Source organism: Paracoccus sp. S4493 (genome assembly GCF_000967735.1).
GTDB classification, from domain to species: Bacteria; Pseudomonadota; Alphaproteobacteria; order Rhodobacterales; family Rhodobacteraceae; genus Paracoccus; species Paracoccus marcusii.
In genome coordinates this window covers 1-21,723 of sequence record NZ_JXYF01000056.1, presented here as the reverse complement: position 1 = coordinate 21,723, position 21,723 = coordinate 1, and the positions used below count along the sequence as shown (strand labels likewise).

25 protein-coding genes are annotated in these 21,723 nt (G+C 58.3%); 8 read left to right on the top strand and 17 right to left on the bottom strand.

What is annotated here, in order from left to right:
- Positions 1 to 16: 16 nt before the first annotated feature.
- From TW83_RS09975 to TW83_RS09910, 14 genes are all read right to left on the bottom strand, one after another.
- Complete coding sequence (locus TW83_RS09975) at positions 17 to 472, bottom strand: hypothetical protein (RefSeq protein WP_157001496.1); 456 nt, start codon at positions 470 to 472, stop codon at positions 17 to 19.
- Between the two features lie 102 nt (positions 473 to 574).
- Entirely contained in the window at positions 575 to 1,360 is a 786-nt protein-coding gene (locus tag TW83_RS09970; protein ID WP_045982622.1) for a hypothetical protein, read from the bottom strand.
- Positions 1,361 to 1,475: 115 nt separating this feature from the next.
- Complete coding sequence (locus TW83_RS09965) at positions 1,476 to 1,955, bottom strand: hypothetical protein (RefSeq protein WP_045982621.1); 480 nt, start codon at positions 1,953 to 1,955, stop codon at positions 1,476 to 1,478.
- Positions 1,955 to 2,557, bottom strand: a complete 603-nt coding sequence (locus TW83_RS09960; protein WP_045982620.1) for a hypothetical protein — start codon at positions 2,555 to 2,557, stop codon at positions 1,955 to 1,957. The genes TW83_RS09965 and TW83_RS09960 overlap by 1 nt, the downstream gene beginning before the upstream one ends.
- 1 nt (position 2,558) lies before the next feature.
- Positions 2,559 to 2,951 (bottom strand): hypothetical protein, encoded by a 393-nt coding sequence (locus TW83_RS09955; RefSeq protein ID WP_045982619.1) that lies wholly within the window; start codon positions 2,949 to 2,951, stop codon positions 2,559 to 2,561.
- A 69-nt stretch (positions 2,952 to 3,020) separates the two neighbouring features.
- The gene (locus TW83_RS09950) at positions 3,021 to 3,299 is read right to left on the bottom strand and encodes a hypothetical protein (RefSeq protein WP_045982618.1); all 279 of its coding nucleotides are present in this window, start codon (positions 3,297 to 3,299) and stop codon (positions 3,021 to 3,023) included.
- Positions 3,300 to 3,353: 54 nt separating this feature from the next.
- Positions 3,354 to 4,445, bottom strand: a complete 1,092-nt coding sequence (locus TW83_RS09945; protein ID WP_045982617.1) for a minor capsid protein E — start codon at positions 4,443 to 4,445, stop codon at positions 3,354 to 3,356.
- A 22-nt stretch (positions 4,446 to 4,467) separates the two neighbouring features.
- The gene (locus TW83_RS09940; RefSeq protein ID WP_045982616.1) at positions 4,468 to 4,857 is read right to left on the bottom strand and encodes a hypothetical protein; all 390 of its coding nucleotides are present in this window, start codon (positions 4,855 to 4,857) and stop codon (positions 4,468 to 4,470) included.
- A 1-nt stretch (position 4,858) separates the two neighbouring features.
- Positions 4,859 to 6,175 carry a S49 family peptidase gene (locus TW83_RS09935; protein ID WP_045982615.1) on the bottom strand — a complete coding sequence of 439 codons (1,317 nt, stop codon included), beginning with the start codon at positions 6,173 to 6,175 and terminating at the stop codon, positions 4,859 to 4,861.
- A 211-nt stretch (positions 6,176 to 6,386) separates the two neighbouring features.
- On the bottom strand, positions 6,387 to 8,099 hold the full coding sequence (locus TW83_RS09930) for a phage portal protein (RefSeq protein ID WP_052714826.1): 1,713 nt from the start codon (positions 8,097 to 8,099) through the stop codon (positions 6,387 to 6,389).
- Entirely contained in the window at positions 8,099 to 8,368 is a 270-nt protein-coding gene (gene gpW / locus TW83_RS09925) for a gpW family head-tail joining protein (RefSeq protein ID WP_052714825.1), read from the bottom strand. The genes TW83_RS09930 and gpW overlap by 1 nt, the downstream gene beginning before the upstream one ends.
- Before the next feature lie 52 nt (positions 8,369 to 8,420).
- Positions 8,421 to 10,487, bottom strand: a complete 2,067-nt coding sequence (locus tag TW83_RS09920; RefSeq protein ID WP_045982614.1) for a terminase gpA endonuclease subunit — start codon at positions 10,485 to 10,487, stop codon at positions 8,421 to 8,423.
- 128 nt (positions 10,488 to 10,615) lie between these two features.
- Complete coding sequence (locus tag TW83_RS09915; protein WP_045982613.1) at positions 10,616 to 11,881, bottom strand: hypothetical protein; 1,266 nt, start codon at positions 11,879 to 11,881, stop codon at positions 10,616 to 10,618.
- A gap of 67 nt (positions 11,882 to 11,948) precedes the next feature.
- Positions 11,949 to 13,094 (bottom strand): integrase arm-type DNA-binding domain-containing protein, encoded by a 1,146-nt coding sequence (locus TW83_RS09910; protein WP_162198037.1) that lies wholly within the window; start codon positions 13,092 to 13,094, stop codon positions 11,949 to 11,951.
- Positions 13,095 to 13,667: 573 nt separating this feature from the next.
- Here TW83_RS09910 and TW83_RS09905 point away from each other — a divergent pair.
- The 3 genes from TW83_RS09905 (at position 13,668) to TW83_RS09895 (ending at position 15,160) form a co-directional block, all read left to right on the top strand.
- The gene (locus tag TW83_RS09905; protein WP_239441318.1) at positions 13,668 to 14,144 is read left to right on the top strand and encodes a hypothetical protein; all 477 of its coding nucleotides are present in this window, start codon (positions 13,668 to 13,670) and stop codon (positions 14,142 to 14,144) included.
- Positions 14,145 to 14,274: 130 nt separating this feature from the next.
- On the top strand, positions 14,275 to 14,889 hold the full coding sequence (locus TW83_RS09900; RefSeq protein ID WP_045982610.1) for a ParA family protein: 615 nt from the start codon (positions 14,275 to 14,277) through the stop codon (positions 14,887 to 14,889).
- Positions 14,882 to 15,160, top strand: coding sequence for a hypothetical protein (locus tag TW83_RS09895; RefSeq protein ID WP_045982609.1), 279 nt, complete (start codon positions 14,882 to 14,884; stop codon positions 15,158 to 15,160). Before TW83_RS09900 ends, TW83_RS09895 begins: the two co-directional genes overlap by 8 nt.
- Before the next feature lie 316 nt (positions 15,161 to 15,476).
- On the opposite strand, the gene TW83_RS09890 is transcribed toward TW83_RS09895, so the two are convergent.
- From TW83_RS09890 to TW83_RS19355, 3 genes are all read right to left on the bottom strand, one after another.
- The gene (locus tag TW83_RS09890) at positions 15,477 to 16,214 is read right to left on the bottom strand and encodes a transcriptional regulator (RefSeq protein ID WP_045982608.1); all 738 of its coding nucleotides are present in this window, start codon (positions 16,212 to 16,214) and stop codon (positions 15,477 to 15,479) included.
- Positions 16,215 to 16,318: 104 nt separating this feature from the next.
- Positions 16,319 to 16,876 carry a hypothetical protein gene (locus TW83_RS09885; RefSeq protein WP_045982607.1) on the bottom strand — a complete coding sequence of 186 codons (558 nt, stop codon included), beginning with the start codon at positions 16,874 to 16,876 and terminating at the stop codon, positions 16,319 to 16,321.
- Positions 16,876 to 17,463: a hypothetical protein gene (locus TW83_RS19355; protein ID WP_052714824.1), complete on the bottom strand. Its 588-nt coding sequence runs from the start codon at positions 17,461 to 17,463 to the stop codon at positions 16,876 to 16,878. Before TW83_RS19355 ends, TW83_RS09885 begins: the two co-directional genes overlap by 1 nt.
- A 233-nt stretch (positions 17,464 to 17,696) precedes the next feature.
- Here TW83_RS19355 and TW83_RS09875 point away from each other — a divergent pair, with 233 nt between their 5' ends.
- From TW83_RS09875 to TW83_RS20545, 5 genes are all read left to right on the top strand, one after another.
- Entirely contained in the window at positions 17,697 to 19,274 is a 1,578-nt protein-coding gene (locus TW83_RS09875) for a virulence-associated E family protein (protein WP_045982606.1), read from the top strand.
- A gap of 716 nt (positions 19,275 to 19,990) precedes the next feature.
- Entirely contained in the window at positions 19,991 to 20,344 is a 354-nt protein-coding gene (locus TW83_RS09870; RefSeq protein WP_045982605.1) for a hypothetical protein, read from the top strand.
- Positions 20,341 to 20,541, top strand: a complete 201-nt coding sequence (locus TW83_RS09865; RefSeq protein WP_045982604.1) for a hypothetical protein — start codon at positions 20,341 to 20,343, stop codon at positions 20,539 to 20,541. Before TW83_RS09870 ends, TW83_RS09865 begins: the two co-directional genes overlap by 4 nt.
- Before the next feature lie 81 nt (positions 20,542 to 20,622).
- Positions 20,623 to 21,225, top strand: coding sequence for a hypothetical protein (locus TW83_RS09860; RefSeq protein WP_045982603.1), 603 nt, complete (start codon positions 20,623 to 20,625; stop codon positions 21,223 to 21,225).
- A gap of 62 nt (positions 21,226 to 21,287) precedes the next feature.
- Positions 21,288 to 21,698: a hypothetical protein gene (locus TW83_RS20545; RefSeq protein WP_157001494.1), complete on the top strand. Its 411-nt coding sequence runs from the start codon at positions 21,288 to 21,290 to the stop codon at positions 21,696 to 21,698.
- Positions 21,699 to 21,723: the final 25 nt, after the last annotated feature.

Sequence of the window (21,723 nt, the reverse complement as noted above, 5' to 3'; positions counted from 1 at the left end):
ACGACCTCCGCAAACGTCAGCTTTTCGGTCCGTTTAGGCTCTCCAGGTGACGCATTCCCGTCGCGAGGAGAGCCAAAATATTTCCCACGTCGAAGTCGCCCCCGGTCGACTCTTCGAAGATGTTTCTGAGAAGGAAGGTGATCGTTGGGACGGGAAGAATTCTGACCGTCTCATCAAGGCCCGCTTCATCTTCTTCCGTGGCACAGGAGATGATTTTTACGAGCAGGGGTCTGGAGACGGTCATCAGGGTCCTGACGCCTTCCAAATAATTCCGGGCGAAAAGCTCCGCGCTGAAGGAGTTCGTCTTCTCATCGACGAACATCTCCCAAAGATATTCGACGTCGCTCTGGTAGAGGCTAAGCATTTCGACCATTTCAACGCCACCGATCGCTCGGATCCTTGCAGTGACGTTTTCGGAGATCTTCACGTCGCGCCGTGGGACGTTCGGACCTTTGTAATCAGATAGCGCCATGCATGTGCTCCTCATGCGGTTGCCCCCTAATCGGCGGCGGCCTGCGGCCGCCGCCTAGCGGCCCGAACGATCCAGGGGGAGCAGATCGTCCGGGCGTTCGGGTCAGACGATCCGCAGGGGCTCGTCGTCGATGGTGATCTCTTCGAGGTCGCCGAACTTCATCACCGACGCGCTCATCGTGAAGCTCCTCCAGTCGTCGCCGTTCATGAGCTGGATCGGAGAGCTGGGCGTCACCGCGGCGCGGGGCACGGTGTAGGTGTGGTTCTTCGAGAACGTGCCCTCGGCGTTATCTTCGACGAAGAGCAGGCCGAGCATGGTCTGCTCGCCCCTGGAGTTGATGCGGTTCCAGCGGGACTGTGCGGCCTGATAGGAGACCTCGATCTCATCGTTGAAAGAGACGGCGCCGCCAGGGATGATCTCGATCATTCCAACGCTGCGGTTGAGGCGGTAATCGGAATGCTCGACGAGGGGCTGACCATCAAGGGTCACGGTGACGTTGGTGATATTCCTGACGCCGACCGGGTCCAGAAGCGTTCCGCCGATGATGTAGCGGCGACCAGGCTCGATCGCGGAGATGGTCTGAACGGTGACCGGGACATCTTCCTGCTCGACCGTTTCGACGGTCCCGCCGAAGATCATCGCCAGGTTGTCCATGTTCCCGTCGTCGGTCGAGATCGAGATCGTGTAGTCGCGGCCGGTGATGACGGAGTCGTCTTTCGCGCGCACCTTCGAGTGCCGGTTGAAGTGATCCTGCTTCTCGACGTTCGGCGTGATCTCAGCCGAGGTCACCGAGTTGATCGGCATCAGGCCGAGCCAGCGGTTCGTGATCAGGTCGACTTTCGTGGCATAGAGCATGCCGCGCGCAATGTTGTAGACGGGACGGGTCATCCGGCTTCACCTTGGTTATGCGCCGCGGCGCGTTCTCGTTTTGTCCCCCGTATAATCCGGTCGCGATGCCTTTTTTTCAACTTCGCGACCCGATATGTGGCAAAATCAGCTCGCTTCAGAGCTGCTCTTCGAATTCGATGGCGATAGGAATGATAATGAGATGGTAATCGCCATGTTTACCGGGGGCGATGACGCTGCCTTTGCCGACCCGAAATTCGTTCAGGTAATGACCAAGAGGACGTGGCATACCGTCTTCGTTCGTGATGTTCTTGGCGACGGCAAGCTTTCCAAGGACCTTGTATAGGAGGCGGTAAGCCTCGTCCGACTGACGCACCTCGTCGGGATCCTTTTCGCAGAGGCAGACGATATCGAGGTTGATCTTGAGCAGCCGGCTGCGGCTGTGCTTCTTGATTTCCGGCCAACGCTCATCGTCCTCGCTTTCTTTCGGGCTCTCGATGATCGTTGCCACCGGGAAGATGGCTTTCTTGTAGTCGATCGGAGACAGGCCGCGCATGACGCGCCCGTCGAATTCGGGAATCTCCCGCACCAGATCAGAAATGGTCTGCTGCAGCTGGAGGCGCTTCGGATCGGGCATCAGGAGAATTTCCTTTTAACTTCTTCGTTGAACTCGAGCACCAGCCTCTTGCCGATGTCTGTCAGGGAGTCGGAGGCGTATGAGCTGAAGACCTGCGATACGGACGGCCCGTAGAGGATCTTCACCCCCTCCCAGGAATATCCGGACCACCCCGCACCGGCGTATTTGTCGTAAGCCTCCTCGCGCATGGCGATGCCGACATTCCCGGTCATCGCGGTGCCGCGCTTCAGCTTCATGAAGAAAGCCGAGCGCATCTCGCTGTCTCGGCCCGGGGAGACCTGGACACGAGGGGTCACCCTTTTTCCTGCGACGGGAAGGTTCGTCGCGAACCTTGAAAGCTGAGTGGACCGGAAGCGCGCGGTGATGACCGCAGAGAGCCTTGACGGGAGTGACGAATAGACGCGAAGGCGCTGCTCCCCGACGAGGTAATTGGCCGGGAATGCGACCTTACTCTCGATCATCTCAACCGCTTCTCTCTGGGCCCAATCAGCGGTTCGGTTGATCGCGGCGGAGATCATGCCGTCGATCCCGTCCAGGGCCCCGCTAAGCTCCCTCAGCGCTCTGATGTCGTCGCTGCCGATATGGAAGGCGCCGCCCTTCATTTTACCAAGGATCCACGGGCGGATCGATCACGGGAGGGGCTGCCGTGAGCTTCGAGATCTCCTGATCCGACAGCCTCGTGCTGCGCACCTTCACATACCCGTCTCGATCTACAGGAGGCGGGATGTCGAGCTTAAAGACACCGTATTCTGTGACGATAAGGCTTCCCTCAGAGGCGCCTGGCGTCTCGGATATTTTGAAAATGAGAATAGGAGTTTGGTTGAAGACTTCGAACGCCCCGACCATCTCGTCGAGCACGTTCGCGCCTTTCGTGATCTCCCTGACACCAACCGGCGTCCATGCGTCTCCTGCGGGAGATGCACAAAAATACCCCGGATCGGCCATCCTTTTGTGAATCCTGCCGCGCGATCTGTGCCTGACGCTTCTGATGCTCATAACTCAACTCCTGATATGCCTGCGGCCAGCCCGAAGGGCTGGCCGCTACGTCTCCCCTTCGGCTCGGGGTCAGTCCTCGATCAGGAAATCTTCGCCCAGCTCGAAAGCGGACTCGACGGGCTCGACTGCCTGAACGGGCTCGGCTTTGCGCGTTTTGCGAACCTGGCGTGGCGCGTCTTCCGCGGCGGGGGCGGATGCCCCGGCTTTGCCGGCAAAAGTCGCGGCGCCAGATTCGATCAGCCTCTGCGCGCGCTCTTGGGGATGATCGAAGACATCTCCGGCGCGGCGGGTTACCGGACGACCTTTTGCGTCCAGGCCCATGATCATGACGTTCGACTTGATCAGCATTTCATATCTCCTGGTGTCGATGTGCCCCCGGCGCTGCGCGCCGGGGGCAGTTCATCACTCTTCGGGATCGGCGGCCGTCGGCGCCATGACGGTGACCTTCATCGTGCGGTTCGCGAAGCCCAGGACCGCCAGGGGGGCGGACTCAGTCGACACGACCTCATGAGAGGGCGAACCGGTCGTGATGTAGTTCCGCGTGAAGACCGGGATGGGCTGGTATTGCGCTTCCCTGTCCCGGATCGGGCCAAAGGCCATGACCCCGCCGATGTTGTCGCAGAGCAGCACGATCTCATTGTCGCCGAGCGGCTTGATCAGCTCCTCGTCACCGTTTTTGTTCACGACGGTGAACTCCTCGGTGTATTCGATCACGTCGATCGAGTTCGAGATGCGCCCCAGATAGACGACGTTCTCGTTCGAGCGAACGCCGCGCAGGAAGGAGCTGTCGACGCTGTAACGCGTGTCGAGCAGGTCGTGCAGCTCGCCGCCCTTCCGTGCAGACTTCACCATATGATCAGCGACGTTGGAGCCAACCAGGATCACGGTAACGACGCCGCCACGCTCGGCCTTTTTCACGGCGCGGGTGAACTTCTGGATGTCCTCGATGATGGACACGTCAGCATCGCCCCAATAGGCGCCAGGCTCTTTCACGACCGTCAGATTGGGATCGCGACGGAAATCCACCTCAGCGGTCGGAACTCCGTCACCATAGACGGTGAATTTGCCGTCAAAGGCAGCCTGCACGCTCATGAACTCCAGAGCATTGTCGACTTTCGAGCGCTGATCCGCGATCGTGTCCTTCCGCATAACGGGCAGAACGGTCTGCGGAGTAGCAGAGAAGATGCTGAACGGATCGCTGGTGGTGGTGGTCGACTTCTTGAAGGGGTCGATCGTATCGTTCAGACGGATATAACCCGTCTTCAGCGCTCTCGTCTCACCACCGCGGGTCCGCGAAGGCTTTCCCGGATCGTAGGGACTGACAAAAGGGGCGACAATATTCTTGCCGTCCGGCAGATCTTCGAGGACGACAGTATCGCGCTCTGCGAGGTGAGTTTTCGAGAACCAGCGCTCGCGGAACAGCCGCGGCTTGGGATGAACCATCTCGGCAACAAGTTTGACTTGGCCGTTGGTCAGGGGCTGAGACTGGAGCATTTCCGTTCCTTCAGGTGGAGACTTACGCGGGCAGCGGGGTCTTGAGGTTGATCTGGGTGGGCGAAGAGGCGCCCTCGAAAGCAGACAGTCGCTTCGCGCGGGTGTCATAGGAGGCGTCGTAGGCGATCACCGCGGGGTCGAATTCTCCGGCCCTCAGGACGGCGCAGTTCGCGGTTTCAGCGGCACCGGTCTGAACCGGGAAAGCCGTGATGCCGATCGACGGGGTGCCGCTGACGGCTTTCACGATCTGCTTCGCCTCGTTCAGCATGATCGGCGTATACAGGGCGAGATCCTGCTCCGGCGCGACTTCGAAGGTCTGCGTGAAGACGGGGATGGTCTGGCCGACGATCAGCTGGCTGTGATCGAAGGTCATGACGGTCTCGGCGGCGGGAAGTCCGGGTGCGTTATTCATATCAGGCGACCTTCATGGATTTCTTGATGGCGGCGACTTGGCCGTCGGGATCCTCGGCGTCCGCGCCGGGAGCTTCAGCGGTGGCGGACGGGCCGACGTTCGGCTGCTCGACCTTCGCCATGACCTGAGCGAACTGGCCGGTGGCGGTCGGTGCGGTGTTGGTCGGCGCCGGATTTACCGGAGCTTCAGCAACGGCTGCGGCTTTGGGAGCGGCTTCCAGGATGCCTTTGACGTCTTCGACCGAAAGGGCGGAAGCAGTGAAGGCAAGCTTCTGAGCCAGCTTTTCGCGGCCGGCTGCCTCGGGCAAGCTCATGATCGTGCTGGCGCGAGCAAGAGCTTCAGAAGCACCCTGCTCATAGCTTTTGGGGGTCTTATCGGTCTGGGTGCTCATCTGAAACTCCTGAGGGTTGTAGTCGACGCCTTTGTCATCTTCACTGCCGGCGACGGTCGCTGAGATCGCTGAAAGGAATTCGTAGCGGCTGGAAACTTTATCGACCAAGCCAAGGGCAAGCGCCTCTGCGGCGCCAAAAACCCTCGCCTCGGTGTCCTTGATCACCTTCCGATCGAGGCGGCGTCCTTCGGACACGGCGTCGACAAAAAGATCGTAGATCGGCGTCATGCGACGGGTGAATGAGGCTACCGCTTCATCTTTGATCGGCGCATTGATGCTCCCGAAAACCTTCTCTTCGCCGATGAAGATGTCCGTCTTCACGATGCCATTCTTCTGCAGTTGCCCGCTGCGGTCGGTGTGCGTCATGACAACGCCCACAGAGCCGATCTCGGCGGTCTTGGATGCGTGAAACTCGGTAGAGGCGCATGCGACCCAGAGGGCCGCAGAAAGGGCGGTCTCCGCGTAGGTGATGACGGGTTTTACCGCTGCTGCCCGCCTGATGGCATCGTAGCAGTCCGGGGTCTCACCGGCGTCTCCTCCGGGGGAAACGACATGAAGAACGATAGCCTTGACTGCTTCGTCTTCTGCGCCGCGATCAACCGCCCTCATGATATATTCGTATCCGGTCGCGTATGACGGCAGCGCCGCACTAAAACCCGAAATCAGAAAGCCCTTCACGGGAACGGTCAGAACTCCATCAACGACGTTATAAGGCCGATAACGGAGGGCGAAATCCTCGTCCCAGAACGGATCCCCGGTCGGCTCTCTCGCGGAAATCGTCAGCGTTTCCATTGCCTCGAAGTCCGAGAGCTGGACGGAAGATCCGAAAAACTTCTCAGCCTCCTCAACCGCGGAAACGGAAATGAGGGAGATCCCGTCCGAAGGGGCGGCGGGCATCCTCAGAGATTTGATATTTGCAACGCTCATCGCGTTCCCTATTTGTTCGTTCGACGGCTAAATACGAGAGGGTCTTTTGTTTTTCAACATCGCGAGCGATCAGGACCCCTTTACGATGTTGTTTTTGCGATTTTCATCATCCAAAATCTTTAGCCTCTCGCGCATCGCGCGCAGATCAGAGACGAGATCGTCATATGAGATGCCGAAGCTGCGCGCCGCGGCGCGCAGCCTGTCGCCCGGATTACGCGGCACTGTTGCGCGCCCTGGTCGCTTCGTCTTCCGCTTCCATGTCGTCGTCGTCATCTTCTTCTTCGAACATCACGGCCGTCGTGTAGCGGAGCCCGCGTTTGAGCGCGGACCGGTTCTCGCGCTCCGCCTGGCGATCGATCTCACGGAAATCGAGGCCCAGCTTGGCGGCTTCGATGCCGCGGGTCGAAAGGCCCGCGCCGATGCGCTTGATCGCGGCGTCGGTTTCTTTCTTCTCGTCGATCTGTCCGCGCGAAGCACCGATCCACTCTGCGTTCGCGAGCGCGTCCAGGTTCTGGCCCTCATAGAGCCAGTCCCCGATCGCCCACTTCGGCATGCATTCGAGCTTCCCGTCGCCGATCGCCTCTTCGAGCCAGGCACGATAGATCGCGTCCGCGATCCTGTCGGCCACGCGCGATTTCAGGCTCATCATCGCGCGGTAGGTCTGCGACATGGCCGCCCTGGCGCTCGAGTAGGTCGTCTGCGTGAAGTCCCGAGAAAGCTCCTCATAAGAGAGGCCGAGGATGCTCGCGACTTTCCGGAGAAGGCTTGCCTCGAAGCCGCTGCCGATCGGGCTATCCCCGCCGACTTGCTTCGCGTTGAGGCGGGTCCCGGGGTAGAGATGAGGCACGACGGCGCCGTCAACGGCGAGAGTTGATGCCCCCTTATTGAACGCGGCAGCGTTGCCCATCATGGCTTCGCCCACCAGGCCGATCTGCTCGTCGATGCCCTCTGCGTTACCGCCAAGAAGCTCGACAATCTTGTCCATCGGCAGATCGGACTCGATGGAGACGGCGAGCATGGCTTTCAGAACAGTCGACTGAAGCGTCGCCTTGTCCAGATGTCGCATCATGTGCAGATGGCTCAGCGCGCTGACCAGCGCTGCTATGCCGCGGGTCTGGCCGGGCCGATGCTCATCATAGACGTGAATGATCTGCTGACGGCCCCACGCGTTCTCCGCGGCGACGCGCTTCCAGGTGGACTCCGTGTCTCCGAGAACCTCGCTCGGATGCTCGGTTCGGATATGATAAGCGACAGCTTTCCCGCGGGCGTCGAACTCGATGCCCCCCTTCAGGTGCTTGCTATCAGGGGACCAGTCAGGGTTCGAGATCCTGTCATTATCGATGACCTGGATTGCCGTCGCGTAGGGCCTGCGGCCCTCGGTGACCCACTCGATGGAAAGAAAAACCTCGCCCTCGAGCGTTACGCTAGAGAGACAAAGCCTGATGATGTCAGTGAGGCTTTTCCGGCCTTCGGCGTCGATGAAAAATTTGGGGCTCTCAGCATAGAGCCGGAACTTCCCTTCGGTTTCCGTTTGGAAAGTCTCGTCCCACGGCACGCCGTCTTCGTCGATTTCCCTGAAAAACGGAGGGAGGACATCGATCTCGGGCTTGGCGTTTAGACGGAATCTACTGCCGGCGATGTGGTCCTGGATCTCCCTGATCCCTGACGCGATCGTCGGCGCGTTTCTGTTTAGCTCCCTGCTCCGCGCGACCGCGAGGTCGCGGCCGACGCTGATCTCGTAGTCAGGCGTCTGAAGCTGCGGAGTCCACATCGCGGTCTGCTGCGTGTAGCCGCCGCCTTCATATGCCGGCATGTATCCCGTCGAATATCCGCTGAAGGATGATGCGGAGACCTTGGCGGGAGCGCTCTCTGCCATCACCGCCAGGCTCTTTTCGCCGACCTCTGCATTGACCATCTGCACCATCAGAAGAGCGGCCTAATCGGGCCGCGGCGCACGGCGCGCGGGTTCTGGCGGGCGGAAAGCTCGGACGACAGCTCTTCGCAGTAGCGCCGCAGCTCGGGCACTTTCGCCGCCGTATATTCGATCCTCTCCCCGGACTGATCGACGAAAACGCGTTCCGCAGCACCGGTGTTCAGGCGGTGATATGCGGACGTCGCATCTGCGTGCATGTCCCTGATTTTCTGGGTCGTGTAATGACGATACATGGATGGCTCGCGCGCTTGTTCGGCCATATAATCCGGTCGCGATGCCGTTTTTTCAACGAACGAGGCGTTTAAGCTCCGTTCATGCTCCGTTCATGCTCTTGGCGAGTTCTTCGAGACGTTTTTTACGATCGACCTTCGTCACGACCTCCTGGCCGTCACGGATCAGTATCGCGTGTTTGTTCTTCTCGGGCTCGAGAGCGAAGTCGGGGATCTTCTGCGTCGTCCCGAGCGTGTCGCCGCGGATCGTAGGCAGGCGGATCAGCGCGTGCGCGTAAACGCACAGGTCCCAAGCCTCGTTGCGTTTGCGGCGCTGGACCCACCTTTCGCCAACCTTGTGCTCGGAGAGCAGCTCACGGAACCAGTCAACCTTTTCGTGTGACGGAAGATGCACGTATCCCGGCTCCTCGGGCTCGCGCGCCAGGAGGCCCCAAAAAATGTCTTTCGCACGTCCCGACGTGATCATCGCCACGGGGACATCCGGAGATTTCCTTTTCTCGAGGGACTGAAGCCTCATCTCGATGATGTGGTCCCGGTCTTTCGGCTCGCCCTTCAGAAGAATGATGCGCGCGCTTGTGCCATCGCCTCTCGCCCGAAGCTTGCGCCAGAATTTATAGGCGTTGTCGGTGACGCCCGTCTTGTCTCCGGCGTCGTCCCTCCCGTCGCCCCCGTTAGAGTCGACGCCGATGATCGCGGGCCTAAGGAAGAGGTCTTCTCGGCCTTCGACCGGAAATTTTAGGTCAATGAGATAGTCAGCCAGGACGTCCCAGTCATCCGCGCTCAGGTGAGGACGGACATGGTGATAGACGATATTGCCATCGTCATCCCTTTTTACCTCATCATCACCCTCATCTTTCCGGATCATAATCGGCCGTTTAGATTTGTTCAGCATCTTGCGATGGATCACCCACATACTGCCATCCAAGGCGAACGCGTGGCTCTGCACGATCCAGTAGCCGGATTTTCCCTCGCCTCCGCCCTGAGTGTCGACAGTCGTGACGACGTAACGCGCCTCGGCCGGCACGACCTTACGAGCGTAGGGTCGACTGTCCGCTCGCTTCTTGAGATCTTCAGGCTTCAAACCTGCGGAGAGGCTCCGAGGGAAGAACGGAAGCGCGAAATGGCCGTTGAGCGTGGCTTTCAGCTTCTTTTCTTCTCCAGTCTTGTCAGCCTCTGCACGTGCGTGCAGGAGCGAGCTGACGAGGCCGCCCCAGTCATGGAACGCCGCAGCGGCGCCGTTCAACCAGAAGGAACGCATTCTCGCGTTGGGCGCCAAAGCCTCGCCTTGCAGATTGCCCTCTTTATCGAGATACATCCCGTCCGGGACCCATTTTCCCGAAAGATTTAGGTCGTATTTTCCGGGGACGGTGTCATGACCGTATTTCTCTCCGCAGTGCGGACATACGACTTTTACGTTTGCCGCACGCTCATCAATAGACCCCTCATCGGGGTATTCGAAATAACGGGAATGAGCTTCGAACCATTCTCTGCATCCCGTATTGACACACTGCCAATACCAGCACTCGCGGGTCCCCGAATTGTAGAGGCCAAAAATACCCGGATAAGGCGGGGCCTCGTGAAGACTTTTAGGCTCAAACGGCTCAATCTCCCTGGGAAGATTGGCCGGAGAGCTTTCGACCAGGATCTTCTTCCTGGACCCGTAAATTTTCGTCCGTCCGTAGAAAAGGTCGAACGGGCTGCCTTCGCCGCCCACGTCTTCGACCATGCGGTCATAGTCCTGAAAAAACAAAACGCCGCGGTTGACGCCGGCCGCGTTGCTTTTGGACGGCCACACCGTTGAGATAATCATCCCATTTTTTAGGATCTTAAAAAAAAGCGAGTTAGAGCTTCGGCCGGGTCGGATCATCTCCTTAAATTTCGGGTTCGCCTCAATGTATGAGTCGAAATCGCCCTTCGAAAATTTGGACGCGAAGTCCCTCGATGGGGTGATGATCATGGTGTCTTTAGGGTCGACTACGGCCGTATATTGCAAAAACGGCAGTCCCATGACGGACTTTCCGGAACGAGAAGGCGCCACGACAGCGACCCCCTCGTAGCGGTTATCGCTCATCGTCTCCAGGATTTCCCTTTGGTATGGAGCGTCGTCAAATGAAAATTTGGCGATACCCGCTGTCAAAGGGTTATTCATATAGCATTGACCTTCGGCGAATTCCGCAGCGTCAACGTCGGGCGGAGGCTTAAAGCCTTCAATGACGTCCGAAAATACGGACGAAATAGGAACCCGGCTCGGGACCTCCTCGTATCTATTTTCTCGAATCATTCTTCGACACCCACTTCCGATGCAATGTCGAATTCCCGGGCGCTCTGAATGCTCAGAGCGACGCTGTGATCAATCTCGTCGATGATGTCTGAAGCGCTCTTACGGCTCCGTTTCGCCTTTTTGACGAGATCGGGAAGGCGTAGAAGCCGTTCTCGGAGCGGCTTTAGGATGCTCGATAGAGCGATCGCGACGCGCTCACCTTCCCAGAGCTGGCCAATGCTTATCCTGTATGCCAGCTCGTCGTTTCTCGATTTCCAGTATCCAAATTTGAGTTCCTTCGGGAAGAGCTTGGCATCGATGGTCCTGGAAACATCTTTCAGTCTCGTCTTCGACGGGACCAAAAGGCGAGAAGCCTTGGCGAAGTCATATACATGCTCGCGGCCACGTTTTGCGATCGGACGGAGCCCGTCCAGCTTGGAGATCACAGTGCGGTCGCTTACGTCGAAGACCTCGGCGAGCCATTTGATAGTGACCCCGGCCGAGACTGAAAGGGATCCATTCTCAAGAGAGGGGCCAGAAGGCAGATCATCTACCTCATCATCACCCTCCTCTTCATCATCCTCTGACCTCAGCTGATCCTCGACAGCTTGCGCCTCATCGTCGTGATAAGGCGTATCATCTTCGACGTAATAGGAGGTAACATCAGACATTGCTGCGATGGCCGAGATCAGCGCCGCGATGTCGTTGATCGCATCATATGCCATCGCTTTAAGATCATCGTCCGAGCTGCGCGCCTCAGCTCGCTCGGACAATGTCTTGAGGCGATCTGAGATCGGTTCCTGGAGGCTCGAGAGCAGCTCGTTGACCTGATCTTCGTCATAAAGATCGGCCGCCATGAGTTCGAATGTCCGGCGCTCAGCGCGCATTTCCCAATATTTTATGCGCAGGAAAAAGGGCAGGTCTTCGACATCAAGAGTGTGGATTTCGCCCAGGATGTCCGGTTTGTCGCCCGCCAAGGCGACAAGAGCTTCCCTGATGTCGTAGACGTCAAAATTCGACCTCTGGCCAGCCGGCTGAAGACGGGCGCGCTTGAGAGACTTTGCGACCGCCCGCGGATCTCTATCGAGAGACGTCGCGAGCCAGCTGATGCTGACGCCGGATTTGATGACCTGGATCGGATCACCCGTGGCCTTCTCCGTTTTTTTGACCTTATCGGGGTTCGGCGGTCTTCCCCTGCCCCGCTTTTTCGTCGTGTCGACGTCAGCGCGAGCAACGAACTGAACGCCGGCCGCCGCCAGGCGCTCCTCAGCTGTATCAGTCATGAGCCGTCTCTCTGCCGCTTTCGCAGATTAGATACGTCTCATATCGCTGATTTTCAACGAATACGGCTTATTCGATGCTGTCTGAGAGGTGCTGCATCAGCTCTCGCCGACGCGGCAGATAAGCGGCGCGATTATAGGCGCCACGAACCTGATCTTTGTCCGCGTGGGCCATCTGAGCTTCGATCACGAGGCTTTCGCCGGGGAACGCGTCATGCAGGATCGTAGACGCTGAAGAGCGAAAGCCGTGAAGCGTGGCATCTTCGTGGCTCATTCCAGCAGCTCGAAGAGCTTTGTTGATCGTATTCGCACTCATGATCGACCGGCCGTCCCGGCCTCTGATCAAAAGCCCTGGTCCCCGCTTCTCGAGAATGCCTCTCAGCATCTGGACGACCTGCGAGGATAGAGGGACGAGATGGTCCTTCTCGCCGCCTTTCATGATTTCCGCCGGGACGATAATCAGCGCCTGATCGAAGTGGATCATGTCAGACGTGACGCGGCGCAGCTCGGAGCTGCGAAGGAAAATCCTGGCCGCGAGCTGCACGGCGACCTTCACGTCATATCCGGAAGAGGAGCTTTCGACCGCGTTCAGAATCCGGCGAACGCCGTCCGCACATGTGGCGGAGCCGTGATGCCTGTATCTGTGCGCTGGAAGCGCTCTGGACAGGCCGGCTGCCGGATTGACGACGGCCCTGCCGGTCGAGACGCCGTATTCGTAGATCTGGTGGGCGAGAGCCCTGCATCGAAGGGCGCTGTGCCGCGATTTACGGGATATCTGGGTCAGGTGCTCAAGAAGCTCGACGCTCGTGACGCTCGATGCTGGACGAGATCCAATCGCGTCGACGAGGGACCGAATCTGATAGCTCCTGGCGATCATCGTAAGCTCGCTTCGTCCATCTTCTCTGACCTTTTCAGACCAGGATTCCGCAAGCGATGCGAAGGTTATTTCATCGCTCCTCGGCTTCGACGGATCAGATCCGGATCGAAGGATCTCCCGCGCTTTCGCTGCGCGCAGGCGGGCTTCGGAGAGCGTGATAGATGGGTAATGACCGATTGTCAGGCTTCTTTGCTTTCCGGCCCATCGGTAAGCCAGTCGCCAGACAAGTGTGCCAGTTGGAAGGATGTGCAACTGAAGTCCGTGGCCGTCGGAAAGCTTTTTGATCCGTCCTGCCGGATCAGGCTTCTCAGATCTGATCTGCTGCGCCGTCAGAGCCATCTGCATCCCCTGCCCTACCACGTCATATAGTATCACAGCGATACGTCTCACGGTAGCCTGTGGATAACTCATTATCCCCCTGCCTGACCCCCAGTGGTAAGAGTATCGACGTCCGTGTGAGATATTTTATGTTGTGGCAAGCTGTCGATCCGGCCGTCGCTAGCGCTGTGGGTCGCGCTAGTCCGGCTCGTCAGCATGCCATCCTAAGATCATAAGAAACGGACAATTTTCAGCCGTTGATTCATAACAGTAAAATCGCCGTGATTCGGACGCCCATTTCCGGTTGACCGGACACCGGCGTCCGCGTATTTCCCATTACAGGACATGCGTTGCCTCCGTAACGGACGCCCACGTCCGCGAAGCGCGCTTAAAGTCTGTTTCCGGACATTCATTTCCCAAAAACTGTTGCCAGCGTCCTTCGGTAGCGGCAGTATCTGTCCGATAACCGGAAATGGACGTCTGATGTCGAGAAGCGATCTCCCTGAGCTGCCTCAAAAGCCTCCGCATGGCTCATGGGTCCAGACTGAGCGTGCTGCGCATGAAGCCTGGGCGGCGCTCATCACGAGGTCTCCGGTGGCCGCCAGAGCGATGCACGTGCTGACGAGCCGCGTTGGCGAGCATAACGCTGTGATCCTGTCCCAGGAGGCGCTCTCGAACCTTGTGGGGTGTTCCGAGAGGCGCCTGAGGGATGCCGTAAAGCTGCTTGCAGCAGAGAACTGGATCGAGATCCGCAGGATCGGCGGCCGTGGCACGGTGAACGCCTACGTTATCAACGATCGTGTCGCATGGGCGGGAGCCCGCGACGGACGACGCTACAGCCTCTTCTCAGCGACGGTGATCGCTGTTGACGACGAGCAGCCCGACGCGAACGAGCTGGGGCAACAGGCGCCTCTGAGGCAGCTCCCGACGATGTATCCCGGCGAGGGTCAGCTCCCTTCCGGGGAGGGACTTGACCCCCCTTCTCAGCCCTCTCTTGGCGGCCTCGAGACTGATCTGCCAGCGCGGCGCATCAGCCCGCCGGCGGGGTCGCCTTTTGATGATGAAAAGTAAGCGCCGACACTTGACTTCAGATAACTAAGGAATAAATGCGGTATAGAGCAAGAGAGGGAAAGAACTTCCCCGCACCGTAATAATCCCGCAAATATTCTTTTGCGCTACTGCGGGAACAGGTAGGAAAGACATGAAAATCATTGTCGTCACTTCCCAAAAGGGCGGGGCCGGAAAGACAACCGTGGCGCTGAACATCAGCGTTGCGGCCGCCCAGAAGGGCCTCCGGACCCTCATGATTGACCTGGATCCGCAGCAGTCTCTCCGGGGATGGTGGTCGGGTCGCGAGGTCGATCAGCCGACCATGCTCGAGAAGGACCCCTCCCCTTCAGCGCTCACCCAGGCTCTCAAGCCCCTTGCCGAGCACTTTGATCTCATCGTTATCGATACCCCGCCGGCCGCGCCGGACTGGCTCGTCGACGTGATGAGGCACGCGGATCTCGTGCTTATCCCTGTTCGGCCGTCTCCTCAGGATCTCCGTGCCGTCGGAGCGACCTTGAGGATCGTCAGGGCATCGAAAGCGAAGTTCGCCTTCGTCCTGTCTCAGACGCCCAGAGCAAAGTTGACGGAGCAATCGGCTCGCGCTCTGGCGCAGCACGGTCGCGTCGCGCCCGTGAACCTTCACCAGCGCATCATCTACGCCGAGAACGGGGCCACAGGACACGGTGCCGTCGAAAGCCTCGACAAAAAGGCAGCCGAGGAGATCGCCGATCTCTGGTCGTTCATCCAGGAGAAAATCGATGAGTAAGAAGCCCGCGTTCTCCCTCGACAACATCATCACCGAAGACGCCGTCCAGGATCAGCCTGACGTCTATCAGCGCGGCTCCGAGCCGAAGAAGCGCGGGCCGAAACCTAAGCCGCCTCGCGAAAACGCCAAGAAAACGTCGGTTATGCTCGAGGGGACGCTCTACAAGAGTCTGGCGCATCACTGCGTAGAGATCGGGAAAACCCAGCAGGACGTGATCGAGCTGGCCGTCCGAGAATATCTTGATCGCCAGAAAGAGGATCTACGGGAATAAATATTCCCGCAGATACGGAAAAGAATAAATGATAAGCCCCGCATTTGCGGGGCTTATTTCGTTGCGGAGAAGATGCGCCGCGGGCGCGAGGAGGAAATGAGAAAGAGGCGTGTGAAGGGAAGGGGCTGAGGAGAGGGCAGGGGGTATCGAGAAGAATAAAAAGCGGGAATTATCATCCCCGCAAATGATTGAAGGTTTCCGAGGTGCGAGTTTGATGCCCACTGCAGGAATCAAACTCAGCGATCAACCCTCAGTAATCTCAAACGAAAATGGCACGGCCTAAAAGGCCGTGCCAACATCTATGCCAACAATTTTCTCAGATCACTTCCAGGACACCGTCGAAGGAGTGAGAAAGTTTGAAAGACCCCTCGTCACTCTCGATCACGCCGTTCTCACGATCGACCCTGATCTCGATCTGCGTTTCCATTCCGGAAGCGGGGATGATCGCAACGAGAGGCGGCGACATAGATCCGCTCGTGACGACGATCAGAGACGACATCGTCGATCTCCGAGCGTGAACCTTCTTGTCACCGCTGATCGCGTCGACGAGCAGCTGTATTTTTCCACCGGCGCCAGCGTTGATCTCGATGATCGATCCGTTAGATCTGGCCGAAATACCGGACATCGTGATGACGCTCGCGCAGTAATTCGCGGCCGCGGATCGGCGCTGGACGTCCTGAAGCCTTTCGATCGCCTCTCCCAGCCCGTCGTCATCGATGACCTGGAGCGCTTTAAGGGCCGGGCTGACAAAGTTTTCAGTGATCGTCGTGGTTTTCGTCGGTTGTTTTTTAGGCTCCATCGTCCCGCGCCCGGATTCAAGCCAGTCAACATCCACGTCAAGGACCTGGGCGATCGCGGGAAGGCGGTTGAACCTGGGCATGGCATAGCCCTCAAACCACCTGCGCACGGTGTCGCTCGTGACCTGTTTTTTCGTGATGTCCGACAGGCGCCGTGCGACCTCAGCGTTGCGCCCGCGATGCGCCAAGGCACCGCCGCGCGCCTTCGCAGCGATTTCCATGCGCTCAGCAAAATCAGGATACTTGACGACAAACATGCGGCGCTCCGTGCGTAATATACGATGCCATTATATGACTTATGGCGCCACTAAGCAATCACAAGATGCGAAAATTTTAATAAACGCGATGTTGAGAGAGTCGGCTAGACCCAGGCAACGGGCTTACCAGAGCACATCTGACGCCGAAGATGCTCGGCGACGAGAAACGCTTCAGCGCGTCCATCTTTCGAGGCAAATTCGAAGTGAGCGGCAGCAACTTCGGGAGAGACAAGGGATCTAGCAAGATCAATTGACCCCCCTTTGTCTCGAGACAGCTTTAAGGCGCTCTTCCAAGATCTGGGCGCGTATAGAACGACCCTCTGGCAGGTCGATAGACAGGTCGAGAGCGTCAGGCCACAACCGATAGCGAACCGCCATTCTGACTTATATGACCGTATTTCGCGGCCCTCTTCGTCTTTCTCATTTGGGTTTCGTGGGCCCGGCCATTCCATTGCGATTGCGTCGACTGAATACTGCCTCAGGACGTCTTCGAGACGCCTCATATCCGGCAATTTTCCGCTATCAACCAGCGCGACCGGCATGTCGAAAACCTTGATGACCGACTTCATCGCGATGTCGAGATGACCCCGGATCTCCAGCTGGACTATCGCAATAGCCCCCTGCAGTCCGGGATCAATTCCAGCGATCGTAACGAGAGACATCAGCGCCCTTCTATCCTCTCACGGACAGCATCGAAGACCTCTTCGCCGGACATCCCGTCTTTGACGAGCGATTTGACGAGGCGCCGGGGCAGGCGGTAGCCGATCTCTGCCTCGATCATCTCTCGCAGATCGCAATGCGATATTTTCGTCCCGGCCAGGGTGGTGTGAGCGACGACCTCCCTGTTTCTGACCTGATCTCCGCGGCTCGAGAGCTTCATGTTCAGCGGCTCGTAGTGACCGTCATTGTCTGACCGGTCCATCGTGAGGCCGCAGCCAGGCGTCCACCCGAGATCCAGTGCGGTGATCGCGTATTCAGCGTGCGTGTAGAAGCGGAACTCGATGCCGCGACCGCCATATCTGTGAAAATCCGGGTCTTCCGGACGGGTGCAGCGGCTCAGCGCATGAGATGAGCGGCGGAGCAGCCCCTTCCAGTTCTCCTGACCCACTGAGTCGATGATGTGACGCCGGGCATCCCGATGGTGAAACTTCTGGCGCATCGTCCCGGGGAGAACCAAGAGCCTCTCTCTTTGGGATCTGTGTCGATCCCAAGCCTGCTGTGTCGTCTCGTTGGTAATGAAATCCAGCATCGAAGCTCTCCTGCCGTGCGTTAATCGCGATGTCGTTTGATCGCTATTAGAGACATAGAACCCGGCGCTTATGAATCAAGAAAAACATCGGCCTCGATTAAAAAATTAATACGATGCCGATAAAGTTGTCTGTGCGACGTTGATATTCGTTGACATGCAGCTAAATGGTATTTGCAGGCACAAGCCCGCACCAACCAACCCGCGGCTACCAACCGCAACTCAGGATCGAAAAAATGACCGATATCACGCACGAGGCAGTGAGCCTCGACGACTTCCTTGTCGACGAAATCGTCAACCTTCCCGCCGAAGCCCGCTCTCCGTTGCATCGCCACCTGCCAGTCGCGGATCATCTCATCGAGGACGATCGCGACGATGCATCGACTGACGAGTGGACCGTCGACGGCGTTGCCCGGACGAAGAAGGGCCAGGTCGTCGCCTCCGCATACAACGCGGGCCTCATCCTCGCCGCTGACGAGAGGCTCCAAGGAACGTTCCGATACGATGAGTTCATGGAGACGCCGGTTCTCTCGCGCCCCTTCAAAGTTGGCGTCATGGGCGTCATGAACGTGACCCCCACGGTCGAGAACGAGCCCGTCAACGACTTTCATATCGGCGTCGCCCTCACCTTCCTTCAAGCTCCCGAGAGAAGCGGGGGGTATGACTGCCAGGTTCAAGTGGGAGCAGCCAAGATCGGGCTTCTGAACGCTGCGCGCAGAAATCCCTTTCATCCGGTGAAGGAATTTTTCGAGAAGGAACCGTGGGACGGAGTCGAGAGGCTCGAAACGCTCTTTCACCGGTATGCCGGCGTTGAAGACAATGTCTATCACCGCGAGGTTTCCAGGCAGACCCTCGTTGCGGTCGTCACGAGGGTCTTCGAGCCCGGCCACAAATTCGACTTCATCCCCATCCTGGAGGGGCCGCAAGGAGCTATGAAGTCGACCTTCTGGGCGACCCTGGCCGGGAATTATTTCGTGGCCCTTGGACAGGACGCAATGAAATCCGACAGGGCTCTCGTCGAGTCGATCCGGGGGTGCATCATCGCAGAGGTCGCCGAGATGGACGCGACGAAGGGCCGCCGTGACGAAACGGTCAAAAATCTCCTGTCCCGAGGATCTGACAGGACCCGCCTCGCGTATCGCTCCGACAGCGCAGACTACCGCCGGACGGGAATTTTCGTCGGATCGAAAAACCCCGGCGATTATCTCACTGACCCGACCGGAAACAGGCGCTACTGGCCTATCAATATGGCCGATGACGCGGAAAAGATCGACATCGATACCCTGCAAAAAGAAGTTCAGCAACTATGGGCGGAAGCGCTCCACATCTATCGCCAAATGCGCTTCGAGAAGCCCGATGGGACGCTGATGCTCGATATCTCCCCGGAGTCGCGCAAATACGCTGAGAAGCTGCAGGGCAACGCGATGATCGTCGACAACGTCGACGCAGACGTCGAGGCCATCAGAGAATGGCTGGAGACGCCCAAGGAAGACGGCGACATCGCGTGCTTCGGACACAGATACTACAGCTACATCACGCCCAACGAAGCCTTCGCTGCAATCACCGGAGAGCCGATCGAGGCGTATGCCGCTTCGAAAAGGAGCGCGGAGGTAAATGAGGCGCTGCGCCGGCTTCCTTACTATTCCGAAACGACCAAAGCCTCTCGCGTGAAGCGCCTCAAGATCAGCGCGCGAAAAACGATCATCAACCGTGAAAAGTTCATGGACTGTGTGAAGCTTCGCCTCGGAGAGCTGGAGCAGGAAGAGGCGGAAGAGCGCTCTCTCCATGATGCACGAGCCCTGGCCCGTCTCTGATCTGACCAGGCCGGGGCGCCGTGCGCCCCGGCCGAACGAATTTCCATTTTTCATAGTTCAGCACGCCAACCATGCGTCCCCCCAAAAATAATCATCTGCGGGAATGATCTTTTCAGACTTAGAGGGCCTATTTTGGTGAAAATAAGCCCTCAAAACCCCATATTTATAAGGGTTTTCGGGTCATTGTATTTTAGACCACCTCTGCACACCCCCTAAGGGCCCAAAAAATCGCGCATGGCGGCCTCGACGCCCCCCCGACCATGCAAAGGGCTCCCAGAAGGACCCTTTTTCTATTTCGTGCTCGGATGATGACATTAACGCAATATTATTGCGTCTATGCTCTCAAGGCGTCGGGGTGATCATCAGATGCATGAGGCGACGATTAGGACGCTCTCACAGCGCCTCAGGAGAGCTTGAGGGCAGGGCGGGGGGATCTGGGCCGATCCGCGGCCATCCGGCGTCACGAGGCCGCTAAGGAGGGCAGGGTGATGAAGATGAGGGCGTTCATTGATCTGGACCGGTCAAGGGGTCTGGGAGGTGGAGGAGCATAGGCTGACCACGCTGACCCGACGCTAATCGTAACCCTGGCGGCCGCGCGAGCCATGAGCAAGCTTAAGATGCGAATAATAATCCTTTAATTCGTCAATCATGCGCGTCCCGATGTTGAAAATCATCTGTTCTGGAATAGATCATGAGTAGATCACCAGGAGGAAAAGATGCTCGACGCAAATCCCGACGCCAGCCGCACGTCATCTCCCCCCATGTCCTGGCATGCCGTCCAGAGGGCACGTGAGAGAGGCATCATCTCCGTCGATCCGGCGATCGTCATCCGAGCCGTCGAGGCTGCCCTCAAGGCCGGCTCAGACGGCCTCGTTCATCGAGTCATGAAAGCCAAGGACGGCAGGGACATCTGGCGCTTCCGCGTCGATCCTGACGGACTGTTCTACGCCGTCGTCGAACCAAAGAGTCTCCGCGTCGTGACCATCTATAACCAGGAGATGCTGAGAGGCGTGAAGCGATCACGGAAAGCCATGAAGGTCATCCGCAGCCGTCAGGATTTTGTCAGATGAGCCCCTTCGTTATCGTCGTTGCGGCCTGCTGGGCGATCAACATGTGGATCCTGATCGACCTCGCACTCGCCTGGCCTGATGCCAGCCGGATCGACCTGGCGACGCACTTCCTCGGCGCCCTTCTGCCGCCCGTCAGCCCCGCGATCATGGCCTTCGTCGTCATCGAGCATGCCACCTCCTATCTATCGTCTTTTTGAGCGTATTTTTAGCATCGCTGGAGCTTGTAAGACATCCCGTTTGAATTAGATTATGATGGTAAACGCATGAAAGGGAGCATCATGCAAGACCGTCCCACACTGAGCGCGGCCGCGAGCGTCGCATATGAGATCGACGAGAACCGCCGGAACATCGAAGAGAGCCGGCGCAGGGAGGAGAGGTTGGCATCTGACCAGCTTGAGGTGTTCGGCTTCAGTCCTGACCAGGTCAAAGAGAAGATCTCCGCCGCCCTGCTGGCCCGTCTCGAAGCGAGAGCCGGTGCGGAGCTGCCTCGGGCAGGTATCCGGCTCCGTCACGCAGAGAAAGCTCACCGGCTCAGCGGAACGATGATGCAATCGGGACGAATGATCTCGCCAGACGCCAGCCAGGAATACAGATGGTTCCTGCACAAGGCCCCCTCGGGCTTCCTTATGACAGTCTACGAGGTGACGTATGTCGACGTCGTCGAGCGAACCGTCAACGTCGACGGGAAGGACGTCGACGCGTCTGAGCGCACGACCTACCTGTCCCCTGAAGTCGTGGTCCTGACACACGACAGGGACGAGGCTGAGGCGATCTGGTTCTCTGATCTCCAGATCTGGAGGAGGTCTTCGTCGAACATGCCCCGCGCTCGCTCCAAGGCTTCCCTGAAGGCGGCTGGCTGGAAAAAGCCCGAAGCCGCCTGATCCGAGGCCCGCGCGAAAGCGCGGGCCGCATAAAATATTCAGCCGAATAATAGGAAATGAAAATGAAAAACGAGCTGACTGTCGACGAGGTCAAGGCTTCCATCACGCGCCAGATCCATGCCGGGCATCCCAAAGGTATCGATGACTACGACTATGCGGAATTGGCCCGCCTTCGCGTCAATGAAGGCGGACATACGGTGTCTGTCGCGTATGACATCATCGAAGGCGCCAAAAAAAGCGGAAGGCGCGACATCTACATGTTCGCAGACGACGAAGGACTCAGCGACGAGGATCCTGGCGGATACGTCTTCGAAAAGTCGGGCCGCTTCGAGGTTGGTCGGGTTGACGAAGAGAGCTGCTGCGGCGGTGACGGTATTGTTGTGGCGCTCCTCGATGCCCCTGACGATCTGGAGAAAGTCGCACACGCTCTCGTCGAAATGACGGATAAGCTTTTTGAGCTGACTGAAGAATGAACGATGGCCCGCGCGAAAGCGCGGG

Bases quoted from the DNA above. Each gene is read 5' to 3' on its own strand.
- TW83_RS09975 (WP_157001496.1), bottom strand. From the start codon at position 472: ATGGCGCTATCTGATTACAAAGGTCCGAACGTCCCACGGCGCGACGTG.
- TW83_RS09970 (WP_045982622.1), bottom strand. From the start codon at position 1,360: ATGACCCGTCCCGTCTACAACATTGCGCGCGGCATGCTCTATGCCACG.
- TW83_RS09965 (WP_045982621.1), bottom strand. From the start codon at position 1,955: ATGCCCGATCCGAAGCGCCTCCAGCTGCAGCAGACCATTTCTGATCTG.
- TW83_RS09960 (WP_045982620.1), bottom strand. From the start codon at position 2,557: ATGAAGGGCGGCGCCTTCCATATCGGCAGCGACGACATCAGAGCGCTG.
- TW83_RS09955 (WP_045982619.1), bottom strand. From the start codon at position 2,951: ATGAGCATCAGAAGCGTCAGGCACAGATCGCGCGGCAGGATTCACAAA.
- TW83_RS09950 (WP_045982618.1), bottom strand. From the start codon at position 3,299: ATGCTGATCAAGTCGAACGTCATGATCATGGGCCTGGACGCAAAAGGT.
- TW83_RS09945 (WP_045982617.1), bottom strand. From the start codon at position 4,445: ATGCTCCAGTCTCAGCCCCTGACCAACGGCCAAGTCAAACTTGTTGCC.
- TW83_RS09940 (WP_045982616.1), bottom strand. From the start codon at position 4,857: ATGAATAACGCACCCGGACTTCCCGCCGCCGAGACCGTCATGACCTTC.
- TW83_RS09935 (WP_045982615.1), bottom strand. From the start codon at position 6,175: ATGAGCGTTGCAAATATCAAATCTCTGAGGATGCCCGCCGCCCCTTCG.
- TW83_RS09930 (WP_052714826.1), bottom strand. From the start codon at position 8,099: ATGGTGCAGATGGTCAATGCAGAGGTCGGCGAAAAGAGCCTGGCGGTG.
- gpW (WP_052714825.1), bottom strand. From the start codon at position 8,368: ATGGCCGAACAAGCGCGCGAGCCATCCATGTATCGTCATTACACGACC.
- TW83_RS09920 (WP_045982614.1), bottom strand. From the start codon at position 10,487: ATGAATAACCCTTTGACAGCGGGTATCGCCAAATTTTCATTTGACGAC.
- TW83_RS09915 (WP_045982613.1), bottom strand. From the start codon at position 11,881: ATGACTGATACAGCTGAGGAGCGCCTGGCGGCGGCCGGCGTTCAGTTC.
- TW83_RS09910 (WP_162198037.1), bottom strand. From the start codon at position 13,094: ATGGCTCTGACGGCGCAGCAGATCAGATCTGAGAAGCCTGATCCGGCA.
- TW83_RS09900 (WP_045982610.1), top strand. From the start codon at position 14,275: ATGAAAATCATTGTCGTCACTTCCCAAAAGGGCGGGGCCGGAAAGACA.
- TW83_RS09895 (WP_045982609.1), top strand. From the start codon at position 14,882: ATGAGTAAGAAGCCCGCGTTCTCCCTCGACAACATCATCACCGAAGAC.
- TW83_RS09890 (WP_045982608.1), bottom strand. From the start codon at position 16,214: ATGTTTGTCGTCAAGTATCCTGATTTTGCTGAGCGCATGGAAATCGCT.
- TW83_RS09885 (WP_045982607.1), bottom strand. From the start codon at position 16,876: ATGTCTCTCGTTACGATCGCTGGAATTGATCCCGGACTGCAGGGGGCT.
- TW83_RS19355 (WP_052714824.1), bottom strand. From the start codon at position 17,463: ATGCTGGATTTCATTACCAACGAGACGACACAGCAGGCTTGGGATCGA.
- TW83_RS09875 (WP_045982606.1), top strand. From the start codon at position 17,697: ATGACCGATATCACGCACGAGGCAGTGAGCCTCGACGACTTCCTTGTC.
- TW83_RS09870 (WP_045982605.1), top strand. From the start codon at position 19,991: ATGCTCGACGCAAATCCCGACGCCAGCCGCACGTCATCTCCCCCCATG.
- TW83_RS09865 (WP_045982604.1), top strand. From the start codon at position 20,341: ATGAGCCCCTTCGTTATCGTCGTTGCGGCCTGCTGGGCGATCAACATG.
- TW83_RS09860 (WP_045982603.1), top strand. From the start codon at position 20,623: ATGCAAGACCGTCCCACACTGAGCGCGGCCGCGAGCGTCGCATATGAG.
- TW83_RS20545 (WP_157001494.1), top strand. From the start codon at position 21,288: ATGAAAAACGAGCTGACTGTCGACGAGGTCAAGGCTTCCATCACGCGC.